Raw genomic sequence first — 23,544 nt, 5'->3', positions numbered from 1 at the left:
TCAGGCCGCCTCGGAGCCGCCGAGATAGGCGTCGCGGATGCGGGGGTCGTCCTTCAGCGCGCGCGCGGGGCCCGACAGCACGATCTTGCCGGTCTGGAGCACATAGGCCTCGTGCGCGATCTCGAGCGCGAGGCTGGCGTTCTGCTCGACCATGAAAACCGAGACGCCCGCCTGGTTGATGCTACGGATCAGCTCCAGCACGCGATCGACATAAAGCGGTGACAGGCCCATGGTCGGCTCGTCCATCACGATCATGCGCGGGCGGCTCATCAGCGCGCGCGCCATCGCCACCATCTGCTGCTCGCCGCCGGAGAGCGAGCCGGCGCGCTGCGACAGCCGCTGGCCGAGCTTCGGGAACAGCGTCAACATCCTGTCGAGATCCTGCGCAATGGCGTCGCGGTCGTTGCGCACGAACGCGCCCATCAGGATGTTCTCGCGCACGCTCATGTCGGCGAACAGCCGCCGCGCCTCCGGCACCGAGGCGATGCCGCGGCGGACGATCTGCGGCGTGGTGAGCCCGATCAGCGAAGCGCCGTCGAACGTCACCTCGCCCGAGCGCGGCTTCACTAGGCCTAAGATGATCTTCATCGTCGTCGACTTGCCGCTCGCGTTGCCACCGAGCAGGCAGACGATGTGGCCGCGCGCGACCGTGATCGACAGGTCGAAATGCACCTGGGCCTGACCGTAGAAGGTGTTGACATCAGACAAAGCCAGCAGCGCTTCGGGTGCGCTCGTCATGCCGCGCTCTCCTGTTCCGCCGTCCCTGACAGGCCGTGACCGAGATAGGCCTCGATCACCTTGGGATCGGTCCGCACCTGCTCGCCCGGCCCTTCCGCGATCTTCTTGCCCTCGTCCATGACGATGACGCGGTCGGACAGGCGCATCACCATCTCCAGCTTGTGCTCGATCAGCAGGATGGTCAGCCCTTCGGCTTTCAATTCGGCGACGAGCCCCTGCATCTCCGCGGTCTCGGTCGGATTCATGCCGGCGGTGGGCTCGTCGAGCAGCAGCAGCCGCGGCTTCAGCGCGAGCGCACGCGCGATCTCGACGCGGCGGCGGTTGGCGTAGGAGAGGCTATAGGCGGGCTGGTCGATGCGCGGCAGCAGCCGTTCGCCGAAACGCGCGAGGATCGCTTTGACCTCCTCACGCAGCCGCTCCTCCTCGGCCCTGACGCGCGAGGGACGCAGCAGGGCCAGACCCAATTCCAGCAGCGGACCGATCACCGGCACGGCCGGCTTCACGGCGCGCAGCCGCGTGTGCGCGCCGATCAGGACATTGTCCATGACGCTGAGATTGCCGAACACGCGGCCGAGCTGGAAGGTGCGCGCGATGCCTTCGGCCGCGAGCCGCTCCGGGGACAGGCCGGTGATGTCCTGCCCTTCGAAGCTGACGGTGCCGGCATCCGGCCGGTCAAGCCCGGTGACGAGATTGAACAGCGTCGTCTTGCCGGCGCCGTTCGGGCCGATGATGCTGATCAGCTCGCCCCTGGCAAGGTCGAGGTCGATGGCGTCGACCGCGGTGAGGCCGCCGAAACGGCGCGTCAGGCCGCGCAGGGACAGCATGGCGTGAAGCTGCTTCTCCATCAGACCGTTCCCAACAGGCCCTGCGGCCTGAACCGCACCAGCAGCAAGAGAACGATGCCGTAGATCAGGATGCGGTACTCGGCCGCGATCCGGAACACCTCGGGCAGGCCGACCAGCGCCACCGACCCGACGATCGCGCCGACGACGTTGCCGAGGCCGCCGAGTATGACGACGGTCAGCGCCAGGATGGATTGCTGCGTGTTGAAGGTCTCGTGGTTGATGTAGGAATAAAGATGCGCGGCGATGCCGCCGCTGACGCCGGCGGCGAAGCCGCCGAAGATGAAGGCGATCGACTTGTAGCGGTTCAGGCTGAGGCCATAGGCGCGCGCGGCGATGTCGTCGTCGCGGATGGCGCGAAAGCTGCGGCCGAGATGCGAGGTGAGCAGCCGTCCCTGCAACAGCGCGAGCACGACCATGACCGCAAGGCTGAACCAATAGACCGAGGTCGGGCTGATCAGGTCATAGCCGAACAGCGACAGCGGCGGGATGCCGGAGATGCCGATCGGGCCGCGCGTCACGCTCTCCCAGTTCAGGATCACCAGCGCCACGATCTCGCCGATCGCGAGCGTCGCGATCGACACGTAATGCCCGCGCAGGCGGAAGGACGGCGAGATCAGGAGCGTGCCGAGCGCGGCGCTCATCAGGCCACCGCCGATGACGGCAAGTCCGGCCGGAACGGCCAGCGTCAGCGACAGCAATGCGGAGGTGTAGGCGCCGATCGCAAGCAGCGCGGCATGACCGAGCGAGACCTGCCCCATCGTGCCCGCAACCAGCGTCAGGCTGAGCGCGAGCATGCCGAGCAGCCAGGCGTTGATCAGGGTCTGGAGCACGTAGAAGGACACCGGAAACAGCGGCAGGATCGCAAAGCCGGCAACCGCGACCAACAGCGCCCAGCGGGGAATATTCACCGGGCGGCTCGGCGCGATGAACGTGCCGGTGAGCGGCTCGGGCGGCGCCTGTCGTGCGCTGACGAACAGGCCGTTCGGCCGCAGCACGAGCACGACGACGAGCAGCAGGAACGCGAACAAATTGCGGTAGCTGGTGCCGAGCACGGCGACGCCGTAGCTCTCGACGAGGCCCAGCAGCAGGCTGCCGATCACCGCGCCCGGCACGTTGCCGGCGCCGCCGACGACTTCCGCGACGACGCCCTTGAGCGTCGCCTGAAGGCTCATCGCCGTGTCGATCTGGTTGTAGTACATGCCGACCAGCATGCCGGAGACGCCGCCGAGTGCCGCCGCGATACCGAACACCGCTTGATTGACCCGGTTGACGTCGACGCCCATCTGCATGGCGGCGTCGCGGTCCTGTGCCGTGGCACGCACGGCCCAGCCGAGCTTGGTGTAACGCAGGAACACGAACAGCAGCAGCGCACTGGTGAGGCCGACGCCGGCAATGAGCAGATCAAGCGGCCCGATCGTCCCGCCACCGACCTGGAAGCGGACATCGGGCAACTGGCTCGGCAGCGCGCGCGGATTGGGCGAGAAGATCAGCATCACCAGTTGATCGAGCACGAAGCTGATGCCGATGGTCGCGAGCAGCGGCGCGATGCGCACCGAGTTTTGCAGCGGCCGCAGACCGAACCGCTCGATGATCAGACCGACGATCGCCGCGGCCACGGCGACCACGATGATGGTGAGAGGCAGCGGCGTGTGCAGCTGCACCACCGCGATCCAGCCGATATAGGCGCCGACCAGATAGATCGACCCTTGCGCGAAGTTGATCAGCCGGCTGACGCCGAAGATCAGCGCAAGCCCGACTGCAACGAGCGCGTAGACATTGCCGACGATCAGCCCGTTGATGGTGTGGTCGAGCCAGGAGGACACTTAGCATTCCTAATCAGGGAGAAAGCGGCCGGAGCGATCGCTTCGGCCATCACATCAGGTCGGCTTGCCGTCCCAGAGCGCGAACTGGCCCTTGCGCACGACGAGCTCGGCATTCATCGCGCCCTTGACGCGGCGGCTCTCGATGTCGAACGTCGCCTGACCGAAGATGACGCTGGAGACGTCCTTCACCTTGGCGAAGGCATCGCGGATGGCGCGGCGGTCGGTGCCGCCGATCTTCACCACGGCAGCGGCCATGTTCATCGCGTCATAGGAATAGGCATTGAAGGCGTCGGGCTCCTGCCCGTTGTACTTGGCCTTGAAGCCGTCGATGAACTTCCTCACCTCGGGCCGCGGATCTTGCGGGAAATAGCGCGTGCCGAGATGGACGTCCTCGACCGCCTCGCCCCCGAGCTCGATGAATTTCGGCGAATACACCGAGCTGGCCGCGCAGATCGTCTGCTTCAGGCCGACCTGGCGGGCCTGGCGCGCGATCAGCGCGCCGTCGGAATAATAGGAGATCAGGATCAGGCCGTCCGGGCTGGCGTCGCGCACGCGCACCAGAGTGGAGCGGAAGTCGCGTTCCTCCGCGATGTAGCCCTCGGTGATCGCGACCTCGGCGCCGTATTCCTTGGCCGCCTTGACGAAATGATCGCGGCTGGTGCGGCCCCAATCGGTGTTGAGGTGCAGCACCGCAAGCTTCTTCAGACCGAGCCGCCTGACGGCGTAGGACGCCAGCAGCGGCTGCTCGTCGGCCTGGCTCACGGACGTGCTCCACATGAAGTCACCGCCCTTGGTGAAGTCGGGGTGCGAATTGGTGAAGCCGAACTGCACCAGGCCGCCGCGCTGATAGATCGGGGAGGCCGCCATCGAGGCGGGACTGGAGAAATCGCCGAGCTCCATGACGATGCGGGGATCGGAGACGAATTTCTGGGCGATCGCGACCGACTGGCGCGGATCGCTCTGGCTGTCCTCGAACTGGTAGGCGAGCTTGCGGCCGTTGATGCCGCCGGCGGCGTGAATCTCGTCGAGCGCGAGATCAAAGCCCTGCTTCCACTGCGCGCCATATTGCGCATTCGGTCCCGTGAGGGGGCCGCTGACCCCGAGCAGGATCGGCTCGGCGGATTGCGCCAGTGCGGCGCGCGAAAAGGCTGTGCCTGCCATCATGGCGGCGAGCGAGCCTTTGACCAGGGTACGGCGATCGATGTTGCTCATTCACGGCTCCATCCATTCAATGTTGATACAGCAGCAATTCTCGTGCCGGTGAGATTGCCTATTTCGAGGGCTCGCCGAGCGACAGCATCAGCCGGTTCGCCCAGTTGAAGAACGAGGCGCCGTTGATGACGTCGACGATCTCGGCGTCGTCGAGACCGGCGCGGCGCAGCTCGGCGATATTGTCAGGCCCGAATGCGATCGGCGTTGCGGCCAACGCCACCGAGGCCTTGACCACCGCATTCCAGCGCTCACCGAGATCGGCCCCAACGCCCTCGTCAAGCAGACGCTGCACGTCGTCGCGGCGCTTGGAATAGGTGCTGGCGAAGCGCGCATGCACGGAGGCGCAATAGATGCAGCCGTTGTAGCGCGAGGTCGCCGCAGCTGCGAGCTCGCGCTCGGCGCGCGGCAGGCCGTCGGCGACGTTGTAGAAGATGTCCTTGTCGGTCTTGGTGCGGGCCTCCAGAACTTCGGGATCGCGCACCAAGAGACGAAAATATTCCGACTTGGCGCGGGCGCGGTCGACGAGGCCGGCGTAGTGCCGCTCGGTCAGCTCGGCCTCGGGCAGCGGGTCGATCCACGAGACCCAGCCGAGCTCGTCCTGGGTGAAGACGACGGGCGGATTGACGGTGCTCATGATTGGGCCTCCTACGCGCTTGCCGCGGCGAGCGTGCGCAAGCCGCTGACGACGCGCACCTGGAACGACAGGAATGCAACGAGCTGGGACAACGTGACGATGCCGGTGGATGACCAGCCGGCAGCCAGCAGCGCCTTCATGTCGGCGGACGCGGCATCGCGCGGGTGGAAGAGAAGCAGATGCGCGTGCTCCAATGCTGCGACCAGCCTGGCGCCGAGGACAGGCTTGCGCTCCGCGCTGACGCGATAGATCAAGCCGGCCTTGTTCTCGATCGACAACGGACCGGCCGGATAGGCGCCGTATGGGCCGGAGGTCTTGCCGCGCTCGATCTCGGCGTTGATCGCATCGAGCAGAGGCGCGCCATCCGCAGTCGCGGCAAGCTTGTCGCGATAGAAGGCGGCGACGGGGGACTCGCCATGGAGCCCGGTCACGAAGGCCGCGACCACCGCGCGCTCGGCAAGCGAAAAATCGCCGGCCTCGATCGGCTCGAACAAAGCGAGATAGCTCTTCTGCGCATTCTCGCGCGCCTGCAGGCGGCGCGCGCGGATGGCGTCGAGCGTGGAGCCGGGCTCGATGCCGGCGAGCGTGTCGATGATGTCTTGCGTTCCCATTATTCAGCCTCGTGCAACGCGTTTTTCGTTCATTCCGGCTAACCTGCGAGGGCAATGTCTTTGGCGGCCGTCCGGGTCCAGCCCAGCACTGGGGCGACCTGGTCGGCGACGAGCTCGATCGAGCGCAGGACGTCAGGATGCGGCGCATCGACCGAATGCACCTGGAAGACGAGATCGGTCACCCGTTCCAGCGTGGCGTCGGTGCGGAGCGAGGCAATGACGTGGTCGGCATCGCCGACATGGGTGTCGAACGCGGTGATCATCTCCTCCAGCGTCTCGCCCGGAGGGGGATGTCCGCCCTTCATGAATTGCGGCAGCGCGCGGCGCAGTCCGATATCGGCGAGGCGCAGCGCCTCGCGATGGTCGTCGGCAACGAAGATGCTGCGCGAGGCCATGATGCGCGGCTCGCAGCCCGGCGGCAGCGCGGCGAGATAGGCATCGATGATCGGGTTCTGGATCTCGGCGAGCGTCGCGTTCGGCGCGTCCTTGGCCCGTGGCTGCGTGCGCGAGAGCAGGAGGCCGTCGCCGGCCTTGCCGGCGCGGGCGCCGCCGGCAACGGAGAACGTCGCCTGCCAGATGCGCTTATCCAGTTGCGGCCGCTGCGGATAGAGCGTGTCGCCGCCATTGAGCGGCTCGCCGGTCAGGGCCTTGCGGACGATGTTCAAATTGCGGGCAAAGATCTCGTTGCGCTGGGCGCTGTCGAGGCCGAAAGCGGCGAAGGCCGACGGATTGCCGCCGGTGCCGACGCCGAGCTCGAAGCGGCCGTTGCAAAGGAGATCGAGCACCGCGGCGTCCTCCGCCACCCGCACTGCGTTCTCCAGCGGCAGCGTGACGATGCCGGTGCCGAGGCGGATGCGCGAGGTCTGCGCGGCCGCATAACCCAGGAACGTGAAGGGCGACGGCAGGCCGCCCTCGCGCTCATGGAAATGATGCTGAGCGATCCACGCGGAATCGAGCCCGGCCTTCTCGGCGCGCACGATCTGCTCGGCGGCGAAGCGATAGCGGTCCGCCGCCGGCGCCTCGTCGAGCAGCCGCGTGAAGAAGCCCAGACGTTTCAGATTGGCAAAGCGTTTCATACGATCCCTGTCGGGCGAGGATGGGCCCCGATGATGTCGGTTGCCGCAGTTCCCGACAAGCGGGCATTACGCAGGGCACATACGCAAGATTCCTGCGCAAGGCTGATCGCAAGGCTGCCCGCCGGATCGCCTTCATGTGGACTCTGGGCGGGCAGATTGCCTACCAGCTCGGCAGCACCGCGCCCTTGAACTTGGTCAGGACGAACTCCTTGACCTCAGGCGTGTGGTAGCTGTCCACGAGGATCTTGACCCAAGGCTTGTCCTTGTCGGCGCTGCGCACCGCGATCAGGTTGACATAGGGCCCCTTCGGGTCCTCGCGCAGGATCGGATCCTTGACCGGATCGAGGCCCGCCTGGGTTGCGTAATTGGTGTTGATCGCGGCGGCGTCGACGTCGTCGAGCGCGCGCGGTGCCTGCGCCGCGTCGACCTCGATGAACTTCAGCTTCTTGGGATTGTCGGTGATGTCGAGCACGGTCGGCTTGAAGCCGGTGCCGTCCTTCAGCTTGATCACGCCCTTGTCGCGCAGCAGCAGCAGCACGCGGCCGCCATTGGTCGGATCGTTCGGGATCGAGACCTTGCCGCCCGCGGGGATATCGCCGAAGGCCTTGTGCTTCTTCGAATAGACGCCGATCGGGAAGTTCACGGTCAGGCCGACGGATTCGATCTTGTAGCCGCGGTCGGCCTTCTGGTTGTCCAGGTAAGGCTGGTTCTGAAACGAATTGGCCTGGATCTCGCCGGCATCGAGCGCGGCGTTCGGCACCACGTAATCGGAGAATTCTAGCAGCTGGATGTCGAGGCCCTGCTTGGCGGCGATCGGCTTCACCGCTTCGAGGATCTGCGCATGCGGCCCGGGCGTCACGCCGATCTTGATGGTCTCGGCCGCGGCTGCGGCGGACCATGCGGCCAGCACGGCAGAGAGAATCAGGGGAAGGCGAAACGGCATCTTGGTCTCCTTGGGTCTTGCGGCAACGGACCCGTATTCCCTTTTCTGCGGTGCGAAATCAATGAAATGGAAATCCATATTGTCCGCGGCTCGGGGCCAGCCTTTCTCCATTCGGCCGCAAACGGAAAACGAATGCAGAGTGCGACAAAGTGCGCGCGCGTAACCCGGATGAAGCGCCGCGCAAGCAGGGCTGCTGCCGCTCGTGGCAAGAATCCCGGATTACACTTTCGTTCCATCCGCAGCCGGGCCGGCGTCCTTCTCTTTGACTCCACCACGCCCGACGTGCTGAGTTAGCGCGCACTGAGCCGGTGGCGACGAAGTGGGGATCATCCAATGAACGAGAACGAAATCCGCAATCTGGTCGCAGAGGTGAAGCAAGGCACGCTGTCGCGGCGCTCATTCATCAGGACAATGGCCGCGGTCGGAATCGCGGCGCCGATCGCGAGCCAGATCCTGGTCTGGCACGACGTCGCGATGGCTGACGCCACGCTGCCGTACAAGCCGGCCAAGGCCGGCGGCGGCGGCACGCTCAAGATGCTGCTCTGGCAGGCGCCCACCCTGCTCAATCCGCATTTCGCGCTCGGCACCAAGGACCAGATCGCCTCGCGCATCTTCTTCGAGCCGCTCGCCGGCTGGGACAAGGAGGGCAACCTCATCCCCTGCCTCGCCGCCGAGGCGCCGACCAAGGCGAACGGCGGCCTTGCGGCCGACGGCATGAGCGTGATCTGGAAGCTGAAGCGGGGCGTGACGTGGCATGACGGTAAGCCCTTCACCGCCGACGATGTCGTCTTCACCTGGCAATACGCCGCAGATCTCGCCACCGCGGCCTACACCACGGGCTCCTACAAGGACATCAAGGTCGAGAAGATCGACGACCACACCGTCAAGGTGATCTTCCGGGCGCCGACGCCGTTCTGGGCCGATCCGTTCGTCGGCTCGGTCGGGATGATCCTGCCGAAGCATCATTTCGGCGAGTATGTCGGCGCCAAGTCGCGCGAAGCGCCGGGCAATCTGAAGCCGGTCGGCACCGGCCCGTACAAATTCGTCGAGTTCAAGCCCGGCGATATGATCCGCGCCGAGCGCAATCCCGACTATCACATCAAGAACCAGCCGCATTTCGACATGGTCGAGATCAAGGGCGGCGGCGACGCGGTGTCCGCGGCGCGCGCCGTGCTGCAGACCGGCGAGTACGACTTCGCCTGGAACATGCAGGTGGAGGAGGAGGTCCTCAAGCGCATGGAGGCCGGCGGCAAGGGCAAGCTCGAGATCACGCCTTCAGGCAATGTCGAGTTCATCATCCTCAACACGACGGATCCCTGGACCGAGGTCGACGGCGAGCGCTCGAGCGTCAAGACCAAGCATCCGACGCTGTCCGATCCCGCCGTTCGCCGCGCGATCAACTTCCTGATCGACCGCGATTCGATCCAGAAGTTCATCTACGGCCGCGGCGCCATCGCCACCGCGAGCTTCGTCAACGCGCCCAAGCAGTTCAAGTCGCCCAAGCTGAAATACGAGTTCGACATCGACAAGGCCAACAAGATCCTCGACGAGGCCGGCTGGACCAAGGGCGCGGACGGCATCCGGGAGAAGGACGGCAAGAAGCTCAAATACGTATTCCAGACCTCGACCAACGCGCCGCGGCAGAAGACGCAGGCCATCATCAAGCAGGCGTGCCAGAAGGCCGGCATCGACATCGAGATCAAGGCGGTCACCGCCTCCGTGTTCTTCTCATCCGACGTCGGCAATCCCGACACCTACTCGAAATTCTATGCCGACATGGAGATGTACAACACCACGCAGCCGCAGCCCGATCCGGAGCGCCTCTTGAACCAGTGCGTGTCCTGGGAGATCGCCACCAAAGACAACAAATGGCTCGGCCGCAACAATTCGCGCTATTCCGATCCCGAAGCCGACAAAGCCTACAAGGCCGCGCAGAACGAGCTCGATCCGGTCAAGCGCGCCGCGCTGCTGATGAAGGTCGACGAGATCTTCTGCGAGGCCAACGTGTTCCTGCCCCTGCTCTCGCGCCACGTCGTCAACGCCGGCGCCAACAATTTGATGATCGACATCTCCGGCTGGGACACCATCACGTGGAACCTGTCGGCGTGGTATCGGACCTGAGGAGCTCGCGAGCGCGCTGATGGTTGCAGCGCAGCGCGGGTGTCCTAAACGCGAGGCCGAATCCTGTCCACTGTGTGCTCCAGATCACAGCGGAATCGTGCGCCATCGCCTACAAGGATCGGGCATGGCCGCAAACAAGGTAACGGCGGTACGCACGAGGCTGGGAAGATCAACAGCTACGGACTTGCGAAGCCGTCAGGATGAAAAATCCGGCGGCTTTTTCCTTGCTTTGCGCGAGCGGCACCCGCGAGACCGCGTGCAGCGGGCACGGATCCCGCCTGGCGCTATGAAGCGCCCGAGCCCTTCTTCTCCTCGCGCTCTTCCTCGATCTGGCGTTCGGCTTCGAGCCAGAACTCCAACTCGCGATTGCTCGGCCGTCCCGCCTGCTCCCAGAGCTCATATGCGCGTGTGCGCACCTTGCCACGGCGCATTATGCGAAGCAGCTTTCGTTTCAGTTCCTCCGCGAAGCTCCTGAAGCGTTGTCCGGTGGTTTCATCCCTGACGAGCGAGGCCGCTCGCGTTGCGAGTTCGATCTGGTGCTCTAGCTTCTTCTGCTCGTCCACCACCGAAGCTGCCGCGGAAAGAATTGTTGTCGGAGCCGTGCGGACACTAAATTCCTTTCCGGGATGGTCCGTTCCCTGAGGTGCAGCGTTTCGGAAGTGACCAGCCGAGCAGGCATCGGTTGGGCGCCGCTAGTGCCACGTCGTGTCGGCTTCGACGATCACCACCCTGATTTCAGGGTCCTCAGTCGTGTTGCAGGAGCAGGGCATGCCCTCGCCACAGCGGCAGCCGCCGAGCTTCTCGCTCCAGACCCGGAGCGGATGGTTTTCGCAGACCCATCCAAGACCCTGGCAGAATGGGCAGGTCTTGTCGGTCACAGCGTATCCGGCGTCCGCAGCGTGCTCGACCTGTCCTCGTTGCGCAGCTCCTGCTCCGCCGCGTGCCAAAATTCCTCCTCGCGCCCTTCGGGCTTGCCCGCCTGCTCCCACAATTGGTGCGCGCGTTCTCTGATCTCTTGCTCGGTCGGCTCGGACAATTGCACCTCCTGCTTGGAAGCACGGCCCCACCCAGGGGGGTATGGGGGGCTTGGAGGCGGGGCCGTGCAGGCCAGCGATCGGCGGCGATGCTGACCCGCGGAGTCAAGTTTCGATCGGGCGCGAGAGTTCCAAGCTGCGCCTGTGCGGCACGACGCCGCGAAGGAAAATCCAGGACGCGGCAAACAATCCACCATGTTCCCAAGGCGAGCGGCCGCAGCAATTGCCTCAAGGCAGTCGGCACTCGGGGCACAGCTGCTGCTGTGCCCCTTTCTGAGATGCCAAGGACGCGCGTTAGAGCAATCCCACCCTGTGCATGATTTCCCGGATCTGCGCCGGATTCGGATCCACCATCATGGGCGCGACTGCCGCGCCTGCGGTCTGTGCGGGACCGTGAGCGACGGAGCTCGATCCGTTCTTGATCGGATCGACGGACTGCAGATTCATTGCGGCCGCCGTTTGTGCCGGACCGCGCGCCACGTGGATCGCACTGCCGTGCACGGGATCGGCGGACGGCGGCGGCGACCCCACGGGAACCATGCTCGGCGCTTCGACCGACTGCAATCCAAGCAGACGCCGCAACGTTGCCAGCGCAGGATCGGTAGCGGCGGCGATCACCGGGGCGACGCCGGTTTCCAGGCCGAGTGCCCGCATCACGTTCGGCAATCCCGCGCCGGTCCGATTTGGGTCGCCAAACTGCAGCGGCGTCGCGGTTTCCTTCAGAATTTGGAACAGCCGCTCGACACGGCGTGCGTCGCGATTCTGAAAGTTGCCTTTGGTGAAGTCTGGATGATGCGCCAGCACCAGCGCGGCCAGGCCCGTGACATGGGGAGTCGCCATCGAGGTGCCGTCCCATGCTCCGAAGCCATCGGCGGGAAGCGACGAGACGATCGCCACACCAGGCGCGCAGACGTCGACCTCCGGACCGAAGCAGGAGAACTTTGCCGGAAAATATCCGTCGCGGCTCTGGAAGCCGTCGAGGGCCTGCTGCGAATGATAGCTGTCGTTGGGGAATTCGCCCCACTTGCCGATCGCGGCAACCGCCAGGCAATGCGGCGTCGACGCGGGAAACTGCACCGGCCCCGAGGAATTGCCCGCGGCGATGATGCAGGCCATACCCATTTGCTTGGCCCGGATGATGCGTTCCTCGATAATGCGCGAAGGCTCGCCGCCGCCCAGGCTCATATTGGCAACATCGATGCCATGCTCCATGCAGTAATCGAGCGCGGAGACGAGATCGCTGAACCGGCCGCCGGGGAAGATGCGGCAGACGTGGATTTCCGCCGCGGGAGCGAAGCCGCGGATGCCGCCACCGGCGCCGACGGGTCCGCCAGCGATGATTCCAGCGCAATGCGATCCGTGGCCGATCGTATCGACGGTCCAGGCCGCCTTGTCGGTCCCGACGATACTGGTGCCTGCCGTGATGCCGTGCAGATTGCGATGGGTCGGCGCCAGGCCGGAATCGATGACTGCGATCTTCATGCCGGCGCCATCGAAGGACGGAGGCAGACGATCAAGGCCCATCGCGCGCTCACCCCATCCCATCAATTGCTGGCCGGGGAAATTCCGCAACACGGCGCCGAGCGCCCTGGCAACGATCCGGTTGACGCTGTTAGGAACGAGCTGCGGACGATCGAGCCAGAAGGTCCAGTAGTCGATCTTCGGTTTGACCAGGATCGAGCGGATGGTCTCGGGTCTTTCGCCTTGCAGGGTCACTGTGGCGCGGCCGGTGGCGTCGGTGATGCCTTGGGCCGGCCACATGCTGCCGAACACATAAACCTCGGCTTCAGGCAGCGGACCATCCTGGCCCAGCACTTCGATCGTGGTCGTGAAGCCGTCGGCCAGCGGTGTCAGCACCCCCGGATTGGGCAGCTGCGGCGTGGTCGGATCGAGCATGTAGCTCAGCCGCTCGTCGCGCTCCACCGCGCAACGCTGTCCCGCCTGGGTCTGCAGCAACTTGGCCTTGTCAGGAGTCATCTTGGCGAGGACCAGCGGGCTGAGCGGCACTTGTCCGAGCTCTGCGCTCTGAAATCCGAACAGGCGCGGCGGAGAGACAGTTTTCACCACTTCGATGTCGGGACTGTTGCTGAGCTGCTGAGTCAGGAAATCGACGCTGAAGGTCGCAAGCCCGGGCTGCTGCTGCGGGGCGATCATGAATTGCGCCGGGCGCGCTGCGATCGTTGCGGGCTCCTGCCCCCGTGACGATGATGGAGCGGTGCCCTGGTCCGGAACGGACCCGTTGCCGTTCATCGCGGCTTCGGTCGCGTCGTGCTCGCCCTGCGTGGAAGTTCCTGATTTGCCTTTCGTGGCCATCTGCGGCCTCCTTGATGTCTTGCGTGTCCAATGTTTGCCCACCGACGTCAGTCGGCATCGAATGGCTTCAGCGCTGAATCCGGTTCGACCACCAGCGTGGCAAACGTCGATTTCAGGCGGTCGGCCTGTGTCGTCGTCATCGACAGGATGACGACATCGGGTGCGACTTGCGCGACTCGCTTCACGCCGGGTTCACGCTGCAAGTGTTCGTTGAGCTCACCGGATTGGACCGGGCCTCCCTGCACGATGAATTGCTGCGACGCGGTTGAATCGGCCATCTGGTTTCCATTCACGTCTAAGCGCAGAGGGCGGGCTTGCGCCCGCCCCCACGCGTTGGGTCTAGTGCATCGTGCCAGCGGGCTGGCCGGCGTTGAAGACTCCGAGCTGACGGCCGATATCGAGGCCGGTCTGGGCGCCTTGGCCGATCTTCTTCAGCACGCTCCAGAAGCCCTGCAGCTCGATGTCGGAGACCTGCGCCGCCGCGGGCTGCAGGCCGGGCTGGGCGCTGAACACGCCGAGCTGCTTGCCGACATCCAAGCCGGTCTGCACGCCCTGGCCGATCTTCTTCAGCACGCTCCAGAAGCTCTGCAGCTCCATGTCGGAGACTTGCGCCGCCGCGGGTTGCAGGCCGGGCTGGGCGCTGAACACGCCGAGCTGCTTGCCGACGTCCAAGCCGGTCTGCACGCCCTGCCCGATCTTCTTCAGCACGCTCCAGAAGCCCTGCAGCTCCATGTCGGAGACCTCCGCCGCCGCGGGCTGCAGGCCGGGCTGGGCGCTGAACACGCCGAGCTGCTTGCCGACGTCCAAGCCGGTCTGCACGCCCTGGCCGATCTTCTTCAGCACGCTCCAGAAGCTCTGCAGCTCCATGTCGGAGACTTGCGCCGCGGCAGGCTGACCGCCGGGGCCGGCACTGAACACGCCGAGCTGGCGACCGATATCGAGGCCGGTCTGGGCACCCTGGCCGATCTTCTTCAGCACGCTCCAGAAGCTCTGCAGCTCGATGTCGGAAACCTGCGCCGCGGCGGGCTCCAAGCCGGGCTGGGCGCTGAACACGCCAAGCTGCTTGCCGACATTCACGCCGGTCTGCACGCCCTGACCGATCTTCTTCAGCACGCTCCAGAAGCTCTGCAGCTCCATGTCGGAAACCTGCGCCGCCGCGGGCTCCAGGCCAGGCTGGGCGCTGAACACGCCGAGCTGCTTGCCGACATTCACGCCGGTCTGCACGCCCTGGCCGATCTTCTTCAGCACGCTCCAGAAGCCCTGCAACTCCATGTCGGAGACCTGCACGGTACCTTGCATGTCCGGACCGGCCGAGAACGGCAGGAAGCCACCACCGATGTTGCCGATCGCGCCGCCGATCTGCTTCCCCTTCTTGCCGCCGAGCAGGTTGCCGATAACGCGTCCGGCCGCGCCGCCGAGGATCGAGCCGAAGATCCCCTGCGGGTCCAATTGGCCGTAGTCCTCAGTCTGTTGCTGAAATCCAGTCATGTTCAAAATCTCCTGATGAAGTGCTTGAGCCGTGAGCGACACGCGCTCCCCACAGGGAGGCGGGATCACTGCGCACGATTGTGCGAGCGGCTGAAGGCTACGACAGGGATCGTGATGCAGGCGTCACGTCGAGCGTGAAAGTTGCGTCAGAATTCTTATCGCGAGGCAATTTGAGTGAAGTAGATCTTACAGCGGCTCGGAACGTGTGCCGGATTTCGAGCTGCAGCCGTTCCGTCTCTCGCTCCGGCGCTGCGCGAACCTCGCGCCACAGTACGGAGCGGCAGAGATCGTACTGACGGAGCGCATCGGTCCGGCGGCCTTGCTGCGCGTAACAGCGCATCAAGATGCGATGAATCTCTTCCTGCAACGGGTCGATTGCGAGGATCCGTAGCGCGAGTGCGATCGCGATATCCATGTGTTCGCGCCCGCCGGAGTCGAGCAGGCCCGCAAGCGCCCGCATCGCCTGGGTCCGCAGTCGCTGGCGCTCGGCAGACAGCCAGGCCTCGAATTGGCATGATGTCGAGCCGATGCCCTCGAGAAGGTCACCGCGATAAAGCACCGCCGCGCGGGCCAGACGTTCGGGATCCCCTCCCGTCAAAAGCCGCTCGAATTCCCCGACATCGGTGCTGATGCTGTTCGGACAGATGCGTATATCATCGCGATCGGCCAGGATCACATCCGAACATCGCGGCAGCTCACGCCGCAACGTGAGCAGGGCTTGTCGAAGACTGGCGCGCGCGCGATCGCCGAAATGACCGTCCCACAACAGCGTCGCGAGCTTGCCGCGCGAAATGGCGCGAGGAGAACTGAGCGCCACGTAGCCCAGGAGAGTTGCAGCCTTGCGACTGGGGATCAACACCGACTCGCCGGTCGCACACACGACCTCGACACCGCCGAAGAGATTGATCTGGAGCAGCGACATTGTCCTTTTCCTTCGGTCATTGTCTTCTGTCCCTCATTCTATCCGGGGGCGAACATTCTTCTTATGATCATGATCACTAGGACACGGACAGCGCCGATTGGCCGCACATCGTCGATCAGACCGGATGCTCTTACGGGCACCATACAATCTAGGTTAGACAAAGCAATGGAACTCGCCTTGGCTCCGCGTCAGCAATTTGTGAGAGCGGAAATTTCAGATGTGTGAGGTAGCCCATAGTCAGCATGCAAATTGCAGGCGCCACAATTGCTCGCATTTGATGCATTTTTCGTGCGGACGCCGGGCGCCGCAAGCTGTCGCATGACGTGACGCACCGAATGCCGTGCGAGTTGTCTCACTCGGCGGTACTCGACAAAGCGAAGTCATGGGTCATGATTGCATCCATATAGAGCAGATCCGTCGACAACGGGTTCCGCGGCTTCGCGACCGCCTTACGTCATTCGAACCCAGACGCCATTACCCGCGGACGACTTCACCGCAGCCTCGATCAACTTCACGCCGGCGAGGCCATCCTCGACCGTCGGGAAGACGACATCGGGATGCGGCTTTTCACCGGCCGCTGCCGCGCGGATGGCGCGCGCCGCCTCGGCATAGATCGTTGCGAAGCCTTCAAGGTAGCCCTCAGGGTGGCCTGATGGGATGCGGCTAACGCGGGCGGCCTCGCCCATTGCGCCGGCTCCGCCGCGGGTCAGGAGCTGCCTGGGCTTGCCGTAGGGTGTGAACCAGAGATGGTTCGGATTCTCCTGCGCCCATTCGAGGCCGCCTTTGCTGCCGTAGACGCGCAGCGTGAGCCCGTTCTCGTTGCCGACGGCAACCTGACTCGCCCACAGCATGCCCTTGGCGCCGCCCTTCCACTTCAGGAGGATCTGGACATCATCGTCGAGCCGCCGTCCCTCGACGAAGGTCGACAATTGCGCGAGCAATTCGTCGAGCTCGAGCCCGCTGACGAAGCAGGCAAGATTGTAAGCATGGGTGCCGATGTCGCCGATGCACCCGCCGGCGCCGGACCGGGACGGGTCGGTGCGCCACGCCGCCTGCTTCTGGCCGGTGGTTTCCAATGGCTCGGTCAGCCAATCCTGCAGATACTCGACCTTGACGAGACGGATCTCGCCGAGATCGCCATTCGCGACCATGGCGCGCGCTTGCCGGATCATGGGATAGCCGGTGTAATTGTGCGTGACGACGAAGATCCTGCCGGTCTTCCTGACCAGCGCCACCAGTTCCTCGGCCTCTGCAACGGTCGTCGTCAGCGGCTTGTCGCAGATGACGTGGATGCCGGTTTCGAGGAAGGCTTTCGCGACCGGGCGGTGCATGTGGTTGGGCGTCACGATCGCGACCGCCTCGATGGCATCCGCCCTCGCCGCTTCAGCCCGCGCCATCTCCTCGAACGAGCCATAGGCCCGGTCGTCGGCGATACCGAGCTCCTTTGCGGACGTCTTGGCGCGAACCGGATCCGACGCGAGCGCGCCGGCGACCAGCTCGAACTGGTCGTCGATGCGCGCGGCAATGCGGTGGACGGCACCGATGAAGGCGCCTTGGCCCCCGCCGACCATGCCGAGGCGGATACGGCGATGGCCGCCGGTTTCATTGCTTGCTTCGATCGCCATGTTGCACCCTCTCTTTTAGGAGATGCCGAGCATCTTGCGGTTGGCAGCCGCGTCAGCGCCGCCGCCTGCGAAATCGTCGAAGGCTTTCTCCGTCACCCTTATGATATGGTTTTGGATGAACTCGGCGCCTTCGGCCGCGCCTTGCTCGGGATGTTTCAGGGCACACTCCCACTCGAGCACCGCCCAGCTGTCGTAATCGTATTGCGTGAGCTTGGAGAAAATGGCGCCGAAATCGACCTGACCGTCGCCGAGTGAGCGGAAGCGGCCGGCACGGTCGACCCAGCTCTGGAAACCGCCATAGACGCCCTGGCGACCGGTCGGATTGAATTCGGCGTCCTTGACGTGAAACGCCTTAATGCGCTGGTGGTAGATGTCGATGTAGTCGAGATAGTCGAGCTGTTGCAGCACGAAGTGCGAGGGATCGTAGAGCAGGTTCGCGCGCGGATGATTGTTCACCCGCTCGAGAAACATTTCGTAGGAGACACCGTCGTGGAGGTCCTCGCCAGGATGGATCTCATAGGCGAGATCGACACCGTGCTCGTCGGCATAGTCGAGGATCGGCCGCCAGCGCTTGGCGAGTTCGTCGAAGGCGGTCTCGATCAGGCCGGCGGGGCGCTGCGGCCAGGGATAGACATAGGGCCAGGCAAGCGCGCCGGAAAACGTTGCCTGGGCCGTCAGCCCGAGCCGCCGAGACGCCAGGATGGCGCGCTTGACCTGATCGACGGCCCATTCCGTGCGGGCCTTGGAATTGCCACGCACGTCCGGCGCGGCGAAGCCGTCGAACGCCGCATCATAGGCCGGGTGAACGGCGACGAGCTGGCCTTGCAGATGGGTCGAAAGCTCGGTGATGGAAAGCCCGTGCCGAGCCGCAACACCCTTCACCTCGTCGGCATAGGTCTGAGACTCCGAGGCTTTGTTCAGGTCGAAGAGCCGCCCATCCCAACTCGGAATCTGAATTCCCTTGTAGCCAAGCGAGGCGGCCCATCCGCATATGGCATCGAGCGAATTGAACGGCGCCGCATCGCCAGCGAACTGAGCGAGGAATATCGCAGGCCCCTTGATCATCTTCATCGCGTGCTTCCTTCCTTGGACGTTTTTGGGCGCTTTTCCGCGCACTTGGTTCGAGGATGCCGGCCATCAAGGGAGAGAGCAATACCGGACTATGCAACGAGAAAAGCTTCAAACGGCCGCAGGACAGATCCAGGCCGCAGCTTCATCGCTTCTGCAACACTGTGGAGAGCGCCGAACCATCGTTCAAGATCGAGAAGATTTCTCGCGAGGATAGATGCTCTGCGGCCTCCTCGAAAGTTTCGCTTGCATCGACCTTGGCACGGCCGACCGCCAGGTTGGCGTCGACCGTATCGGGCCTGGTGGCGCGAGGAGGCAGCAGCTGCGCGAGGTGGAAGGCCAGGAGCGCGGGGTCTTGGCGCAGCTCCACCAAGGCGGGGCTGCCCCCTACGTCTGCCGACGCGCTGAGTTCGTTCGCTCGCCGCAGCACGGAAGGCGGCTCTCGTTCTTCGGGAGTAACAAACAATCTTCCGGAGGCGGGCATGGCGGTCAGCGCGCCTATGGGAACGGCGAACAGCAGCCCAACGATGACCGGCGACATCCAAAGCAGAAGGGGCACCGAAACCGCGTACGCGCTTGCGGCCATCGCAACGCCGCACAGGGTTGGAATGCCGTACTTCCGATAGAGTTCGCGGCGCTCCACCGTGCCGTCGTCGCGCCTCTGGGTCTGCCAGCCGGCATCGCGGCCGGCCAGAATCTCGACGACGGCGATCGACTGAAAGATCATCATCACCGGCGCCATCAGCGCGGACACGACGATCTCTGCGAGAACTCCGGCCGAAGCACGCAACGCGCCGCCGAACTGGCGTCTCACCGAGCCCCGCATCCAAACGAGGACCAGGCTGAGCAGCTTCGGCAACAGCAGCAACCCCATGGTGGCGACGAACACCCAGATGGCGAGCACGGGATCCTGGGCCGGCCAGGTCGGAAACAACGAGAACCCCTTCGGAAAATACTCCGGCCGCACGAACCGAGCCTGCAGCGAGATCAGCATTCCCAGCAGCAGGAACAGCAGCCACAGCGGCGCCGTCAGATACGCTCCTATGCCCACCATGAAATGGACACGCGATACCCAGTGGAGGCCCCGCGCTGGCACGACAGCCAGATGCTGAAGATTGCCCTGACACCAGCGTCGGTCGCGCGCCGCAAAATCGAGCAGCGAAGGCGGCACCTCTTCGTAGCTCCCGCCGAGCGTCGGCAGCATGTAGATGCCCCACCCGGCCCGCCGCATCAAGGCAGCCTCGACGAAATCGTGGCTCAGGATGTGCCCGCCGAATGGCTTGCGCCCGCGCAACTGCGGCAGCGCGGCCGATTCCGCGAACGCCTTCACCCGGATGATCGCGTTGTGGCCCCAGTAATTACCTTCCGAGCCGTGCCACCAGGCGACGCCGGCGGCGATCATCGGTCCGTAGAGGCGGCCCGCGAATTGCTGGACCCGGCTGAACAGGCTTCGCGCGTTGACGACCATGGGGAGCGTCTGGACGAGGCCGGCGCTCGGATTGCTCTCCATGGCATGGACCAGTCGGACGATGGTCTGCCCGCTCATGAGACTGTCGGCGTCGAGCACGATCATGAAGTCGTAGGCGCCGCCGAACCGCGTGATCCACTCGGAGATGTTGCCGGCTTTCCGAGCCGTGTTGTCGGCTCGATGGCGATAGTACAGCCTGGGCGTTCCGACGGCTTGTCGCAGCACGAGGAGCGCTTTTTCCTCGGCGACCCAGATGTCGGGATCGGTGCTGTCGCTCAGAACGTACCAGTCGAACAGCCTTCCTTGGGAGGTCGTCTCCAGGGATTCGATGATCGCGCGAAGCCGCGCCGTCAATCGGTGCGGATCTTCATTGTAGGTGGGAAGCAGCATGGCGGTGCGGCTTGCGATCACAGGCAACTCCGCCTCTGGCGCGAGGGCGCCCGGACGATGGGCCAGCAGCACGACGAAGCCGGCCAGCGCGGAGGCGAACGAGAAGGCGACCCAGGCGAGCAAGACCAGGAAGAGCGCCAGCACCATGGCTTCAAGGACGGTGACGCCGCCGACCTGCAGCACGCGATACATCTCATATCCGCCGGCCCCCGTGAGCGCCGCCGTCGAGAGCAGGATGAGGCCGCGCCGCCAGGCCATTGCGGGGGCAGCCGGCGCAGGAATACGGTCGGGTACCAGGCTTTTTCCGAGGTCGCCAGGAGCCATCGGAAGGGGGGCCTCCGTCGGCAGCAGGCGCTGGGTCGCGATATCGCCGGCAATCGGCCGCGGTGCAGTGCTCAGGGTGCCCATCGGTAGACCCAGATTTCCGACAAGGGCTTGTCGCCTTCTGCCAGAAATGCCCGCAGCTCGATCGGCTCGCTTTTCACCTGGCACTGGAAGCTGAGCCGCCACCCACCGGTGTAGGGATTAGGCTGCGTGACGATGTTCTTCACCTCAGACTTCCCCGCCGACACCACGCCTTTGACAGCGGCAGGATCGACGCCCTTGAGGTTGTCGCCATGCAGATCGAGCACGAACAGGCGCGCATCTCCGCCCCTCGCCCCTATCCCGCTTCGCGTAAATCTGGCCAGCGAATGCGGCTTCGGGCTATCTGGCCCCCAATGCAGCCGATAGGTGTAGTTGTGTTCGCCCTTGGCCTGGAGCGGGCTTTTCGGGCGCCAGAATGCGGCAATGTTGTCGTGGATCTCCTCCTTGGTCGGGATCTCGAACAGCACGACGCCGCCCTCGCCCCAATCGCCGATCGGCTCCATCCAGAGACTTGGACGTTTTTCGAAACTGGATTCGATGTCCTGGTAGGCGAAGAAGTTTCTCTCCCGCTGCATCAGCCCGAAGCCACGCGGATTGAGATCCTGGAAGGTGCTGATCTGGAGATCGCGGGGATTGCTGAGCGGCCGCCAGAGGCTTTCGCCCTTCCCGTTGAAGATCGCAAGGCCATCGGAATCGTGGACGGAGGGGCGGAAATCGTCGATGTCGTTGCGGTCGTTCGGACCATAAAAGAACATGCTGGTCATGGGCGCGAGACCGGCGCGCGGCATCTCGACGCGCGGGTAGACCGACATCTCGACGTCGAAGACCGTCGTCTCCCCGGGGCGCACCGTGAACCGGTAGCTCGCGGCGCAGCTCTTGCTGTCGAGCAGAGCATGGATCACCAACGATGTCGCACCCGGCGCCGGCCGTTCGAGCCAGAACGTCTTGAAGAGCGGAAATTCCTCGCCCTTGGCTTCGCCCGTATCGATCGACAGCCCCCTCGCGGAAAGCCCGTAGGTCTGCCCCTTGGCCACGGCGCGGAAATAGCTCGCGCCCAGGAAGACGCAGACCTCGTCGTAATAGTCGGGACGGTTCATCGGCGCATGGATGCGGAAGCCCGCGAACCCGAGATCGCTGTCCTCGAACGGCGGGACCTTCTCGCCGAAGGAGAAGTCCGCCTTGCGGTACTTGAGCTCGGATGCCTTTCCGTCCGCGACCTCGAAGATGTTTACTCTGTTCTTGTAGAAGAAGCCGCGGTGGAAAAACTGCGCCTCGAACGGAAGATTCTTGCCGCGCCAGAGCGCCCGCTCGGGCAAAAAGCGGATCGAACGATACTGATCGTAGTCCAGGTCCTTCAATCCGCCCGGGAGCTTCTCGTCGGGCGCCTCGTAGGGCTTGCCCGCCAGCCTCCGCGCCAGGTCCCTCACGGTGGACGGCCCGAACATGTCATCCGAAGGGGCGGCCAGACTGCATCGGGAAGCAAGCAGCAACGCCGGCAGCACTGCCGACCCTTGAACAAGCTGGCGTCGGTTCACGTGCTCTCCCCGATCGTTACTGCTGCCCCGGCCAAGCAAACGACCATCACGCCCACGAGTTCCAGCCGGTCCGGCGCCCAACTCGAGGAGCGGCCAAATAGAGGTAAGCTAAATGCCCAAACCGGATGAAATTCGCCGTCCGGCAGTGTCTCTGTGCGAACGCGCGCCATCGAGGGCGCCAGCGCCGTCTTCAAGATCCAGGACATGCCCAAGCCGGTGCTCCGCACGCGGGTGGCGCCGATGTGCCTGGTGCAAGCGCTGGCGATCGGCTTCAATGTCGCAGCGGAGTGACATAGCAGGAAGAGGATCATGGCATCGCCTGACAGGACGAGGATTTTGGCTGGGCAGGTGGCCCTGGTGACCGGCGCAGGGCGAGGGCTCGGCCGCGCCTTTGCGGAAAAGCTCGCCGCGCTCGGTGCCAGCGTCGCGATACACGGCATGCGCGAGAACGGACCGGCCGAATATGGCGAGGGCACCACGCTCACTGCCGTTGCCGCGGAGATCAGCCGAGAATTCGGCGTGAGCACCGTGCGCGTGCTTGGCGATCTCACCAGGACCAACGATATCTCGCGGGTGATTGCCGAAACCGAGGCCGCTCTCGGGCCGATCGACATCCTCGTGCACAATGCGGGCGGCGATATCGCGGCTGCGGGTGGCAAGCCCGATCCGAACGATGCCGTGAACATCAAGGAAGCCGACATACGGGCCGTGCTGGAGCGGAACCTGCTCTCGACCATCCTGACCTGCCAGGCGGTCGCGAAGGGCATGATGGAGCGGCGGCGCGGCCGCATCGTCACGCTCGGCTCGGTCGCCGCCTTCAAGGGCCGCACCAACGGCTCGATCTATGCGGTGGCGAAGGCCGGCGTGACGCATTACACGCGTTGTCTTGCCGACCAGCTCCGTGCCTACGACATCGCCGTCAACTGCATCGCGCCCGGTGACACCCGCACCGGCCGATTTCTTGGCACCCGAGCGGTCGACCCCAACCGGATGGTCGAGACCGGGACGCTCGACCGCATCGCCACCGTCGACGAGGTCGCGCGCGTGGTCGAGTTTTTTGCAGGACCCATGGGTGCCTTCGTCTCGGGCCAGGTGTTGCGGATCGACGGCGGTGGACAGGCGTGGCCGGCGTGAGCGGCCGAAAATGTCACCATGTCGCAAGTCCGATTGTCGGGCACGATGCGTGACCCGCGGACAGGACCCTTGCGCCGATGGACCAAGGGGCAACATGCCTCCGACAGGCGCCACTCATTGCAGGCGACCTAGCAGCGCCGTTCGTCCGCGCAAGGATGAGCCGGGATGGGCGGGTTTTCTGCGGTATTTTCCGAATTT

22 protein-coding genes are annotated in these 23,544 nt (G+C 64.7%); 3 read left to right on the top strand and 19 right to left on the bottom strand.

Going from position 1 to position 23,544, the window contains the following annotated elements:
* The 8 genes from I6F37_RS12060 to I6F37_RS12025 all read right to left on the bottom strand — a co-directional run bounded on the left by I6F37_RS12060 (position 1) and on the right by I6F37_RS12025 (position 7,882).
* Positions 1 to 738: an ABC transporter ATP-binding protein gene (locus I6F37_RS12060; protein WP_036006942.1), complete on the bottom strand. Its 738-nt coding sequence runs from the start codon at positions 736 to 738 to the stop codon at positions 1 to 3.
* Positions 735 to 1,583 carry an ABC transporter ATP-binding protein gene (locus I6F37_RS12055; protein ID WP_036006938.1) on the bottom strand — a complete coding sequence of 283 codons (849 nt, stop codon included), beginning with the start codon at positions 1,581 to 1,583 and terminating at the stop codon, positions 735 to 737. The genes I6F37_RS12060 and I6F37_RS12055 overlap by 4 nt, the downstream gene beginning before the upstream one ends.
* Positions 1,583 to 3,406: an ABC transporter permease gene (locus I6F37_RS12050; RefSeq protein WP_036006935.1), complete on the bottom strand. Its 1,824-nt coding sequence runs from the start codon at positions 3,404 to 3,406 to the stop codon at positions 1,583 to 1,585. The genes I6F37_RS12055 and I6F37_RS12050 overlap by 1 nt, the downstream gene beginning before the upstream one ends.
* A 54-nt stretch (positions 3,407 to 3,460) precedes the next feature.
* A complete protein-coding gene (locus tag I6F37_RS12045) occupies positions 3,461 to 4,618 on the bottom strand; it encodes an ABC transporter substrate-binding protein (protein WP_225151313.1) in 1,158 nt (385 codons plus the stop codon).
* 58 nt (positions 4,619 to 4,676) lie between these two features.
* Positions 4,677 to 5,252, bottom strand: coding sequence for an alkylhydroperoxidase domain protein (locus I6F37_RS12040; protein WP_036006929.1), 576 nt, complete (start codon positions 5,250 to 5,252; stop codon positions 4,677 to 4,679).
* A gap of 11 nt (positions 5,253 to 5,263) precedes the next feature.
* Positions 5,264 to 5,863, bottom strand: coding sequence for a CMD domain protein (locus I6F37_RS12035; RefSeq protein ID WP_036006927.1), 600 nt, complete (start codon positions 5,861 to 5,863; stop codon positions 5,264 to 5,266).
* Between the two features lie 38 nt (positions 5,864 to 5,901).
* Positions 5,902 to 6,939: a putative FMN-dependent luciferase-like monooxygenase gene (locus tag I6F37_RS12030; protein WP_036006924.1), complete on the bottom strand. Its 1,038-nt coding sequence runs from the start codon at positions 6,937 to 6,939 to the stop codon at positions 5,902 to 5,904.
* Between the two features lie 160 nt (positions 6,940 to 7,099).
* Positions 7,100 to 7,882: a MetQ/NlpA family ABC transporter substrate-binding protein gene (locus tag I6F37_RS12025; RefSeq protein WP_036027487.1), complete on the bottom strand. Its 783-nt coding sequence runs from the start codon at positions 7,880 to 7,882 to the stop codon at positions 7,100 to 7,102.
* 333 nt (positions 7,883 to 8,215) lie between these two features.
* Here I6F37_RS12025 and I6F37_RS12020 point away from each other — a divergent pair, with 333 nt between their 5' ends.
* Complete coding sequence (locus I6F37_RS12020; RefSeq protein ID WP_225151311.1) at positions 8,216 to 10,003, top strand: peptide ABC transporter substrate-binding protein; 1,788 nt, start codon at positions 8,216 to 8,218, stop codon at positions 10,001 to 10,003.
* A gap of 284 nt (positions 10,004 to 10,287) precedes the next feature.
* Here I6F37_RS12020 and I6F37_RS45900 read toward each other — a convergent pair whose 3' ends face one another.
* From I6F37_RS45900 to I6F37_RS11965, 11 genes are all read right to left on the bottom strand, one after another.
* Complete coding sequence (locus tag I6F37_RS45900) at positions 10,288 to 10,566, bottom strand: DUF2934 domain-containing protein (RefSeq protein WP_225151309.1); 279 nt, start codon at positions 10,564 to 10,566, stop codon at positions 10,288 to 10,290.
* Positions 10,567 to 10,695: 129 nt separating this feature from the next.
* Positions 10,696 to 10,881 (bottom strand): hypothetical protein, encoded by a 186-nt coding sequence (locus tag I6F37_RS12010; protein WP_074447556.1) that lies wholly within the window; start codon positions 10,879 to 10,881, stop codon positions 10,696 to 10,698.
* Complete coding sequence (locus tag I6F37_RS12005; RefSeq protein WP_074447557.1) at positions 10,878 to 11,039, bottom strand: DUF2934 domain-containing protein; 162 nt, start codon at positions 11,037 to 11,039, stop codon at positions 10,878 to 10,880. The genes I6F37_RS12010 and I6F37_RS12005 overlap by 4 nt, the downstream gene beginning before the upstream one ends.
* Before the next feature lie 292 nt (positions 11,040 to 11,331).
* Positions 11,332 to 13,350: a S8 family serine peptidase gene (locus tag I6F37_RS12000; protein WP_225151307.1), complete on the bottom strand. Its 2,019-nt coding sequence runs from the start codon at positions 13,348 to 13,350 to the stop codon at positions 11,332 to 11,334.
* 47 nt (positions 13,351 to 13,397) lie between these two features.
* Positions 13,398 to 13,628, bottom strand: coding sequence for a hypothetical protein (locus I6F37_RS11995; protein ID WP_036006916.1), 231 nt, complete (start codon positions 13,626 to 13,628; stop codon positions 13,398 to 13,400).
* Between the two features lie 61 nt (positions 13,629 to 13,689).
* A complete protein-coding gene (locus tag I6F37_RS11990) occupies positions 13,690 to 14,838 on the bottom strand; it encodes a hypothetical protein (protein WP_225126204.1) in 1,149 nt (382 codons plus the stop codon).
* Between the two features lie 97 nt (positions 14,839 to 14,935).
* Entirely contained in the window at positions 14,936 to 15,760 is an 825-nt protein-coding gene (locus I6F37_RS11985; RefSeq protein ID WP_051056908.1) for a BTAD domain-containing putative transcriptional regulator, read from the bottom strand.
* 449 nt (positions 15,761 to 16,209) lie between these two features.
* Positions 16,210 to 17,385, bottom strand: a complete 1,176-nt coding sequence (locus tag I6F37_RS11980; RefSeq protein ID WP_225126205.1) for a Gfo/Idh/MocA family protein — start codon at positions 17,383 to 17,385, stop codon at positions 16,210 to 16,212.
* Between the two features lie 15 nt (positions 17,386 to 17,400).
* Entirely contained in the window at positions 17,401 to 18,456 is a 1,056-nt protein-coding gene (locus tag I6F37_RS11975; RefSeq protein ID WP_225126206.1) for a sugar phosphate isomerase/epimerase, read from the bottom strand.
* Between the two features lie 142 nt (positions 18,457 to 18,598).
* Positions 18,599 to 20,719, bottom strand: a complete 2,121-nt coding sequence (mdoH, locus tag I6F37_RS11970; protein WP_225151719.1) for a glucans biosynthesis glucosyltransferase MdoH — start codon at positions 20,717 to 20,719, stop codon at positions 18,599 to 18,601.
* A complete protein-coding gene (locus tag I6F37_RS11965) occupies positions 20,707 to 22,212 on the bottom strand; it encodes a glucan biosynthesis protein G (RefSeq protein WP_225151305.1) in 1,506 nt (501 codons plus the stop codon). Before I6F37_RS11965 ends, mdoH begins: the two co-directional genes overlap by 13 nt.
* A gap of 153 nt (positions 22,213 to 22,365) precedes the next feature.
* Here I6F37_RS11965 and I6F37_RS11960 point away from each other — a divergent pair, with 153 nt between their 5' ends.
* Positions 22,366 to 22,503, top strand: a complete 138-nt coding sequence (locus I6F37_RS11960) for a hypothetical protein (RefSeq protein WP_157785121.1) — start codon at positions 22,366 to 22,368, stop codon at positions 22,501 to 22,503.
* A gap of 18 nt (positions 22,504 to 22,521) precedes the next feature.
* Positions 22,522 to 23,346, top strand: a complete 825-nt coding sequence (locus I6F37_RS11955; RefSeq protein ID WP_225123894.1) for an SDR family NAD(P)-dependent oxidoreductase — start codon at positions 22,522 to 22,524, stop codon at positions 23,344 to 23,346.
* The last annotated feature ends 198 nt before the right edge of the window (positions 23,347 to 23,544 follow it).

The sequence above is a fragment of the Bradyrhizobium sp. NBAIM08 genome (genome assembly GCF_020193935.1).
Taxonomy (GTDB): Bacteria; Pseudomonadota; Alphaproteobacteria; order Rhizobiales; family Xanthobacteraceae; genus Bradyrhizobium; species Bradyrhizobium yuanmingense.
Note: the sequence above shows the minus strand (reverse complement) of the source record. Positions and strands in the feature narration are given on the sequence as shown.

Excerpts from the sequence above, each read along its gene's own strand:
- I6F37_RS12040 (WP_036006929.1), bottom strand. The coding sequence starts at position 5,252 with ATGAGCACCGTCAATCCGCCCGTCGTCTTCACCCAGGACGAGCTCGGC.
- I6F37_RS11980 (WP_225126205.1), bottom strand. The coding sequence starts at position 17,385 with ATGGCGATCGAAGCAAGCAATGAAACCGGCGGCCATCGCCGTATCCGC.
- I6F37_RS12060 (WP_036006942.1), bottom strand. The coding sequence starts at position 738 with ATGACGAGCGCACCCGAAGCGCTGCTGGCTTTGTCTGATGTCAACACC.
- mdoH (WP_225151719.1), bottom strand. The coding sequence starts at position 20,719 with ATGGGCACCCTGAGCACTGCACCGCGGCCGATTGCCGGCGATATCGCG.
- I6F37_RS12030 (WP_036006924.1), bottom strand. The coding sequence starts at position 6,939 with ATGAAACGCTTTGCCAATCTGAAACGTCTGGGCTTCTTCACGCGGCTG.
- I6F37_RS12020 (WP_225151311.1), top strand. The coding sequence starts at position 8,216 with ATGAACGAGAACGAAATCCGCAATCTGGTCGCAGAGGTGAAGCAAGGC.
- I6F37_RS11975 (WP_225126206.1), bottom strand. The coding sequence starts at position 18,456 with ATGAAGATGATCAAGGGGCCTGCGATATTCCTCGCTCAGTTCGCTGGC.
- I6F37_RS12000 (WP_225151307.1), bottom strand. The coding sequence starts at position 13,350 with ATGGCCACGAAAGGCAAATCAGGAACTTCCACGCAGGGCGAGCACGAC.
- I6F37_RS12025 (WP_036027487.1), bottom strand. The coding sequence starts at position 7,882 with ATGCCGTTTCGCCTTCCCCTGATTCTCTCTGCCGTGCTGGCCGCATGG.
- I6F37_RS11995 (WP_036006916.1), bottom strand. The coding sequence starts at position 13,628 with ATGGCCGATTCAACCGCGTCGCAGCAATTCATCGTGCAGGGAGGCCCG.
- I6F37_RS11985 (WP_051056908.1), bottom strand. The coding sequence starts at position 15,760 with ATGTCGCTGCTCCAGATCAATCTCTTCGGCGGTGTCGAGGTCGTGTGT.
- I6F37_RS11990 (WP_225126204.1), bottom strand. The coding sequence starts at position 14,838 with ATGACTGGATTTCAGCAACAGACTGAGGACTACGGCCAATTGGACCCG.
- I6F37_RS11955 (WP_225123894.1), top strand. The coding sequence starts at position 22,522 with ATGGCATCGCCTGACAGGACGAGGATTTTGGCTGGGCAGGTGGCCCTG.
- I6F37_RS12035 (WP_036006927.1), bottom strand. The coding sequence starts at position 5,863 with ATGGGAACGCAAGACATCATCGACACGCTCGCCGGCATCGAGCCCGGC.
- I6F37_RS12045 (WP_225151313.1), bottom strand. The coding sequence starts at position 4,618 with ATGAGCAACATCGATCGCCGTACCCTGGTCAAAGGCTCGCTCGCCGCC.
- I6F37_RS12055 (WP_036006938.1), bottom strand. The coding sequence starts at position 1,583 with ATGGAGAAGCAGCTTCACGCCATGCTGTCCCTGCGCGGCCTGACGCGC.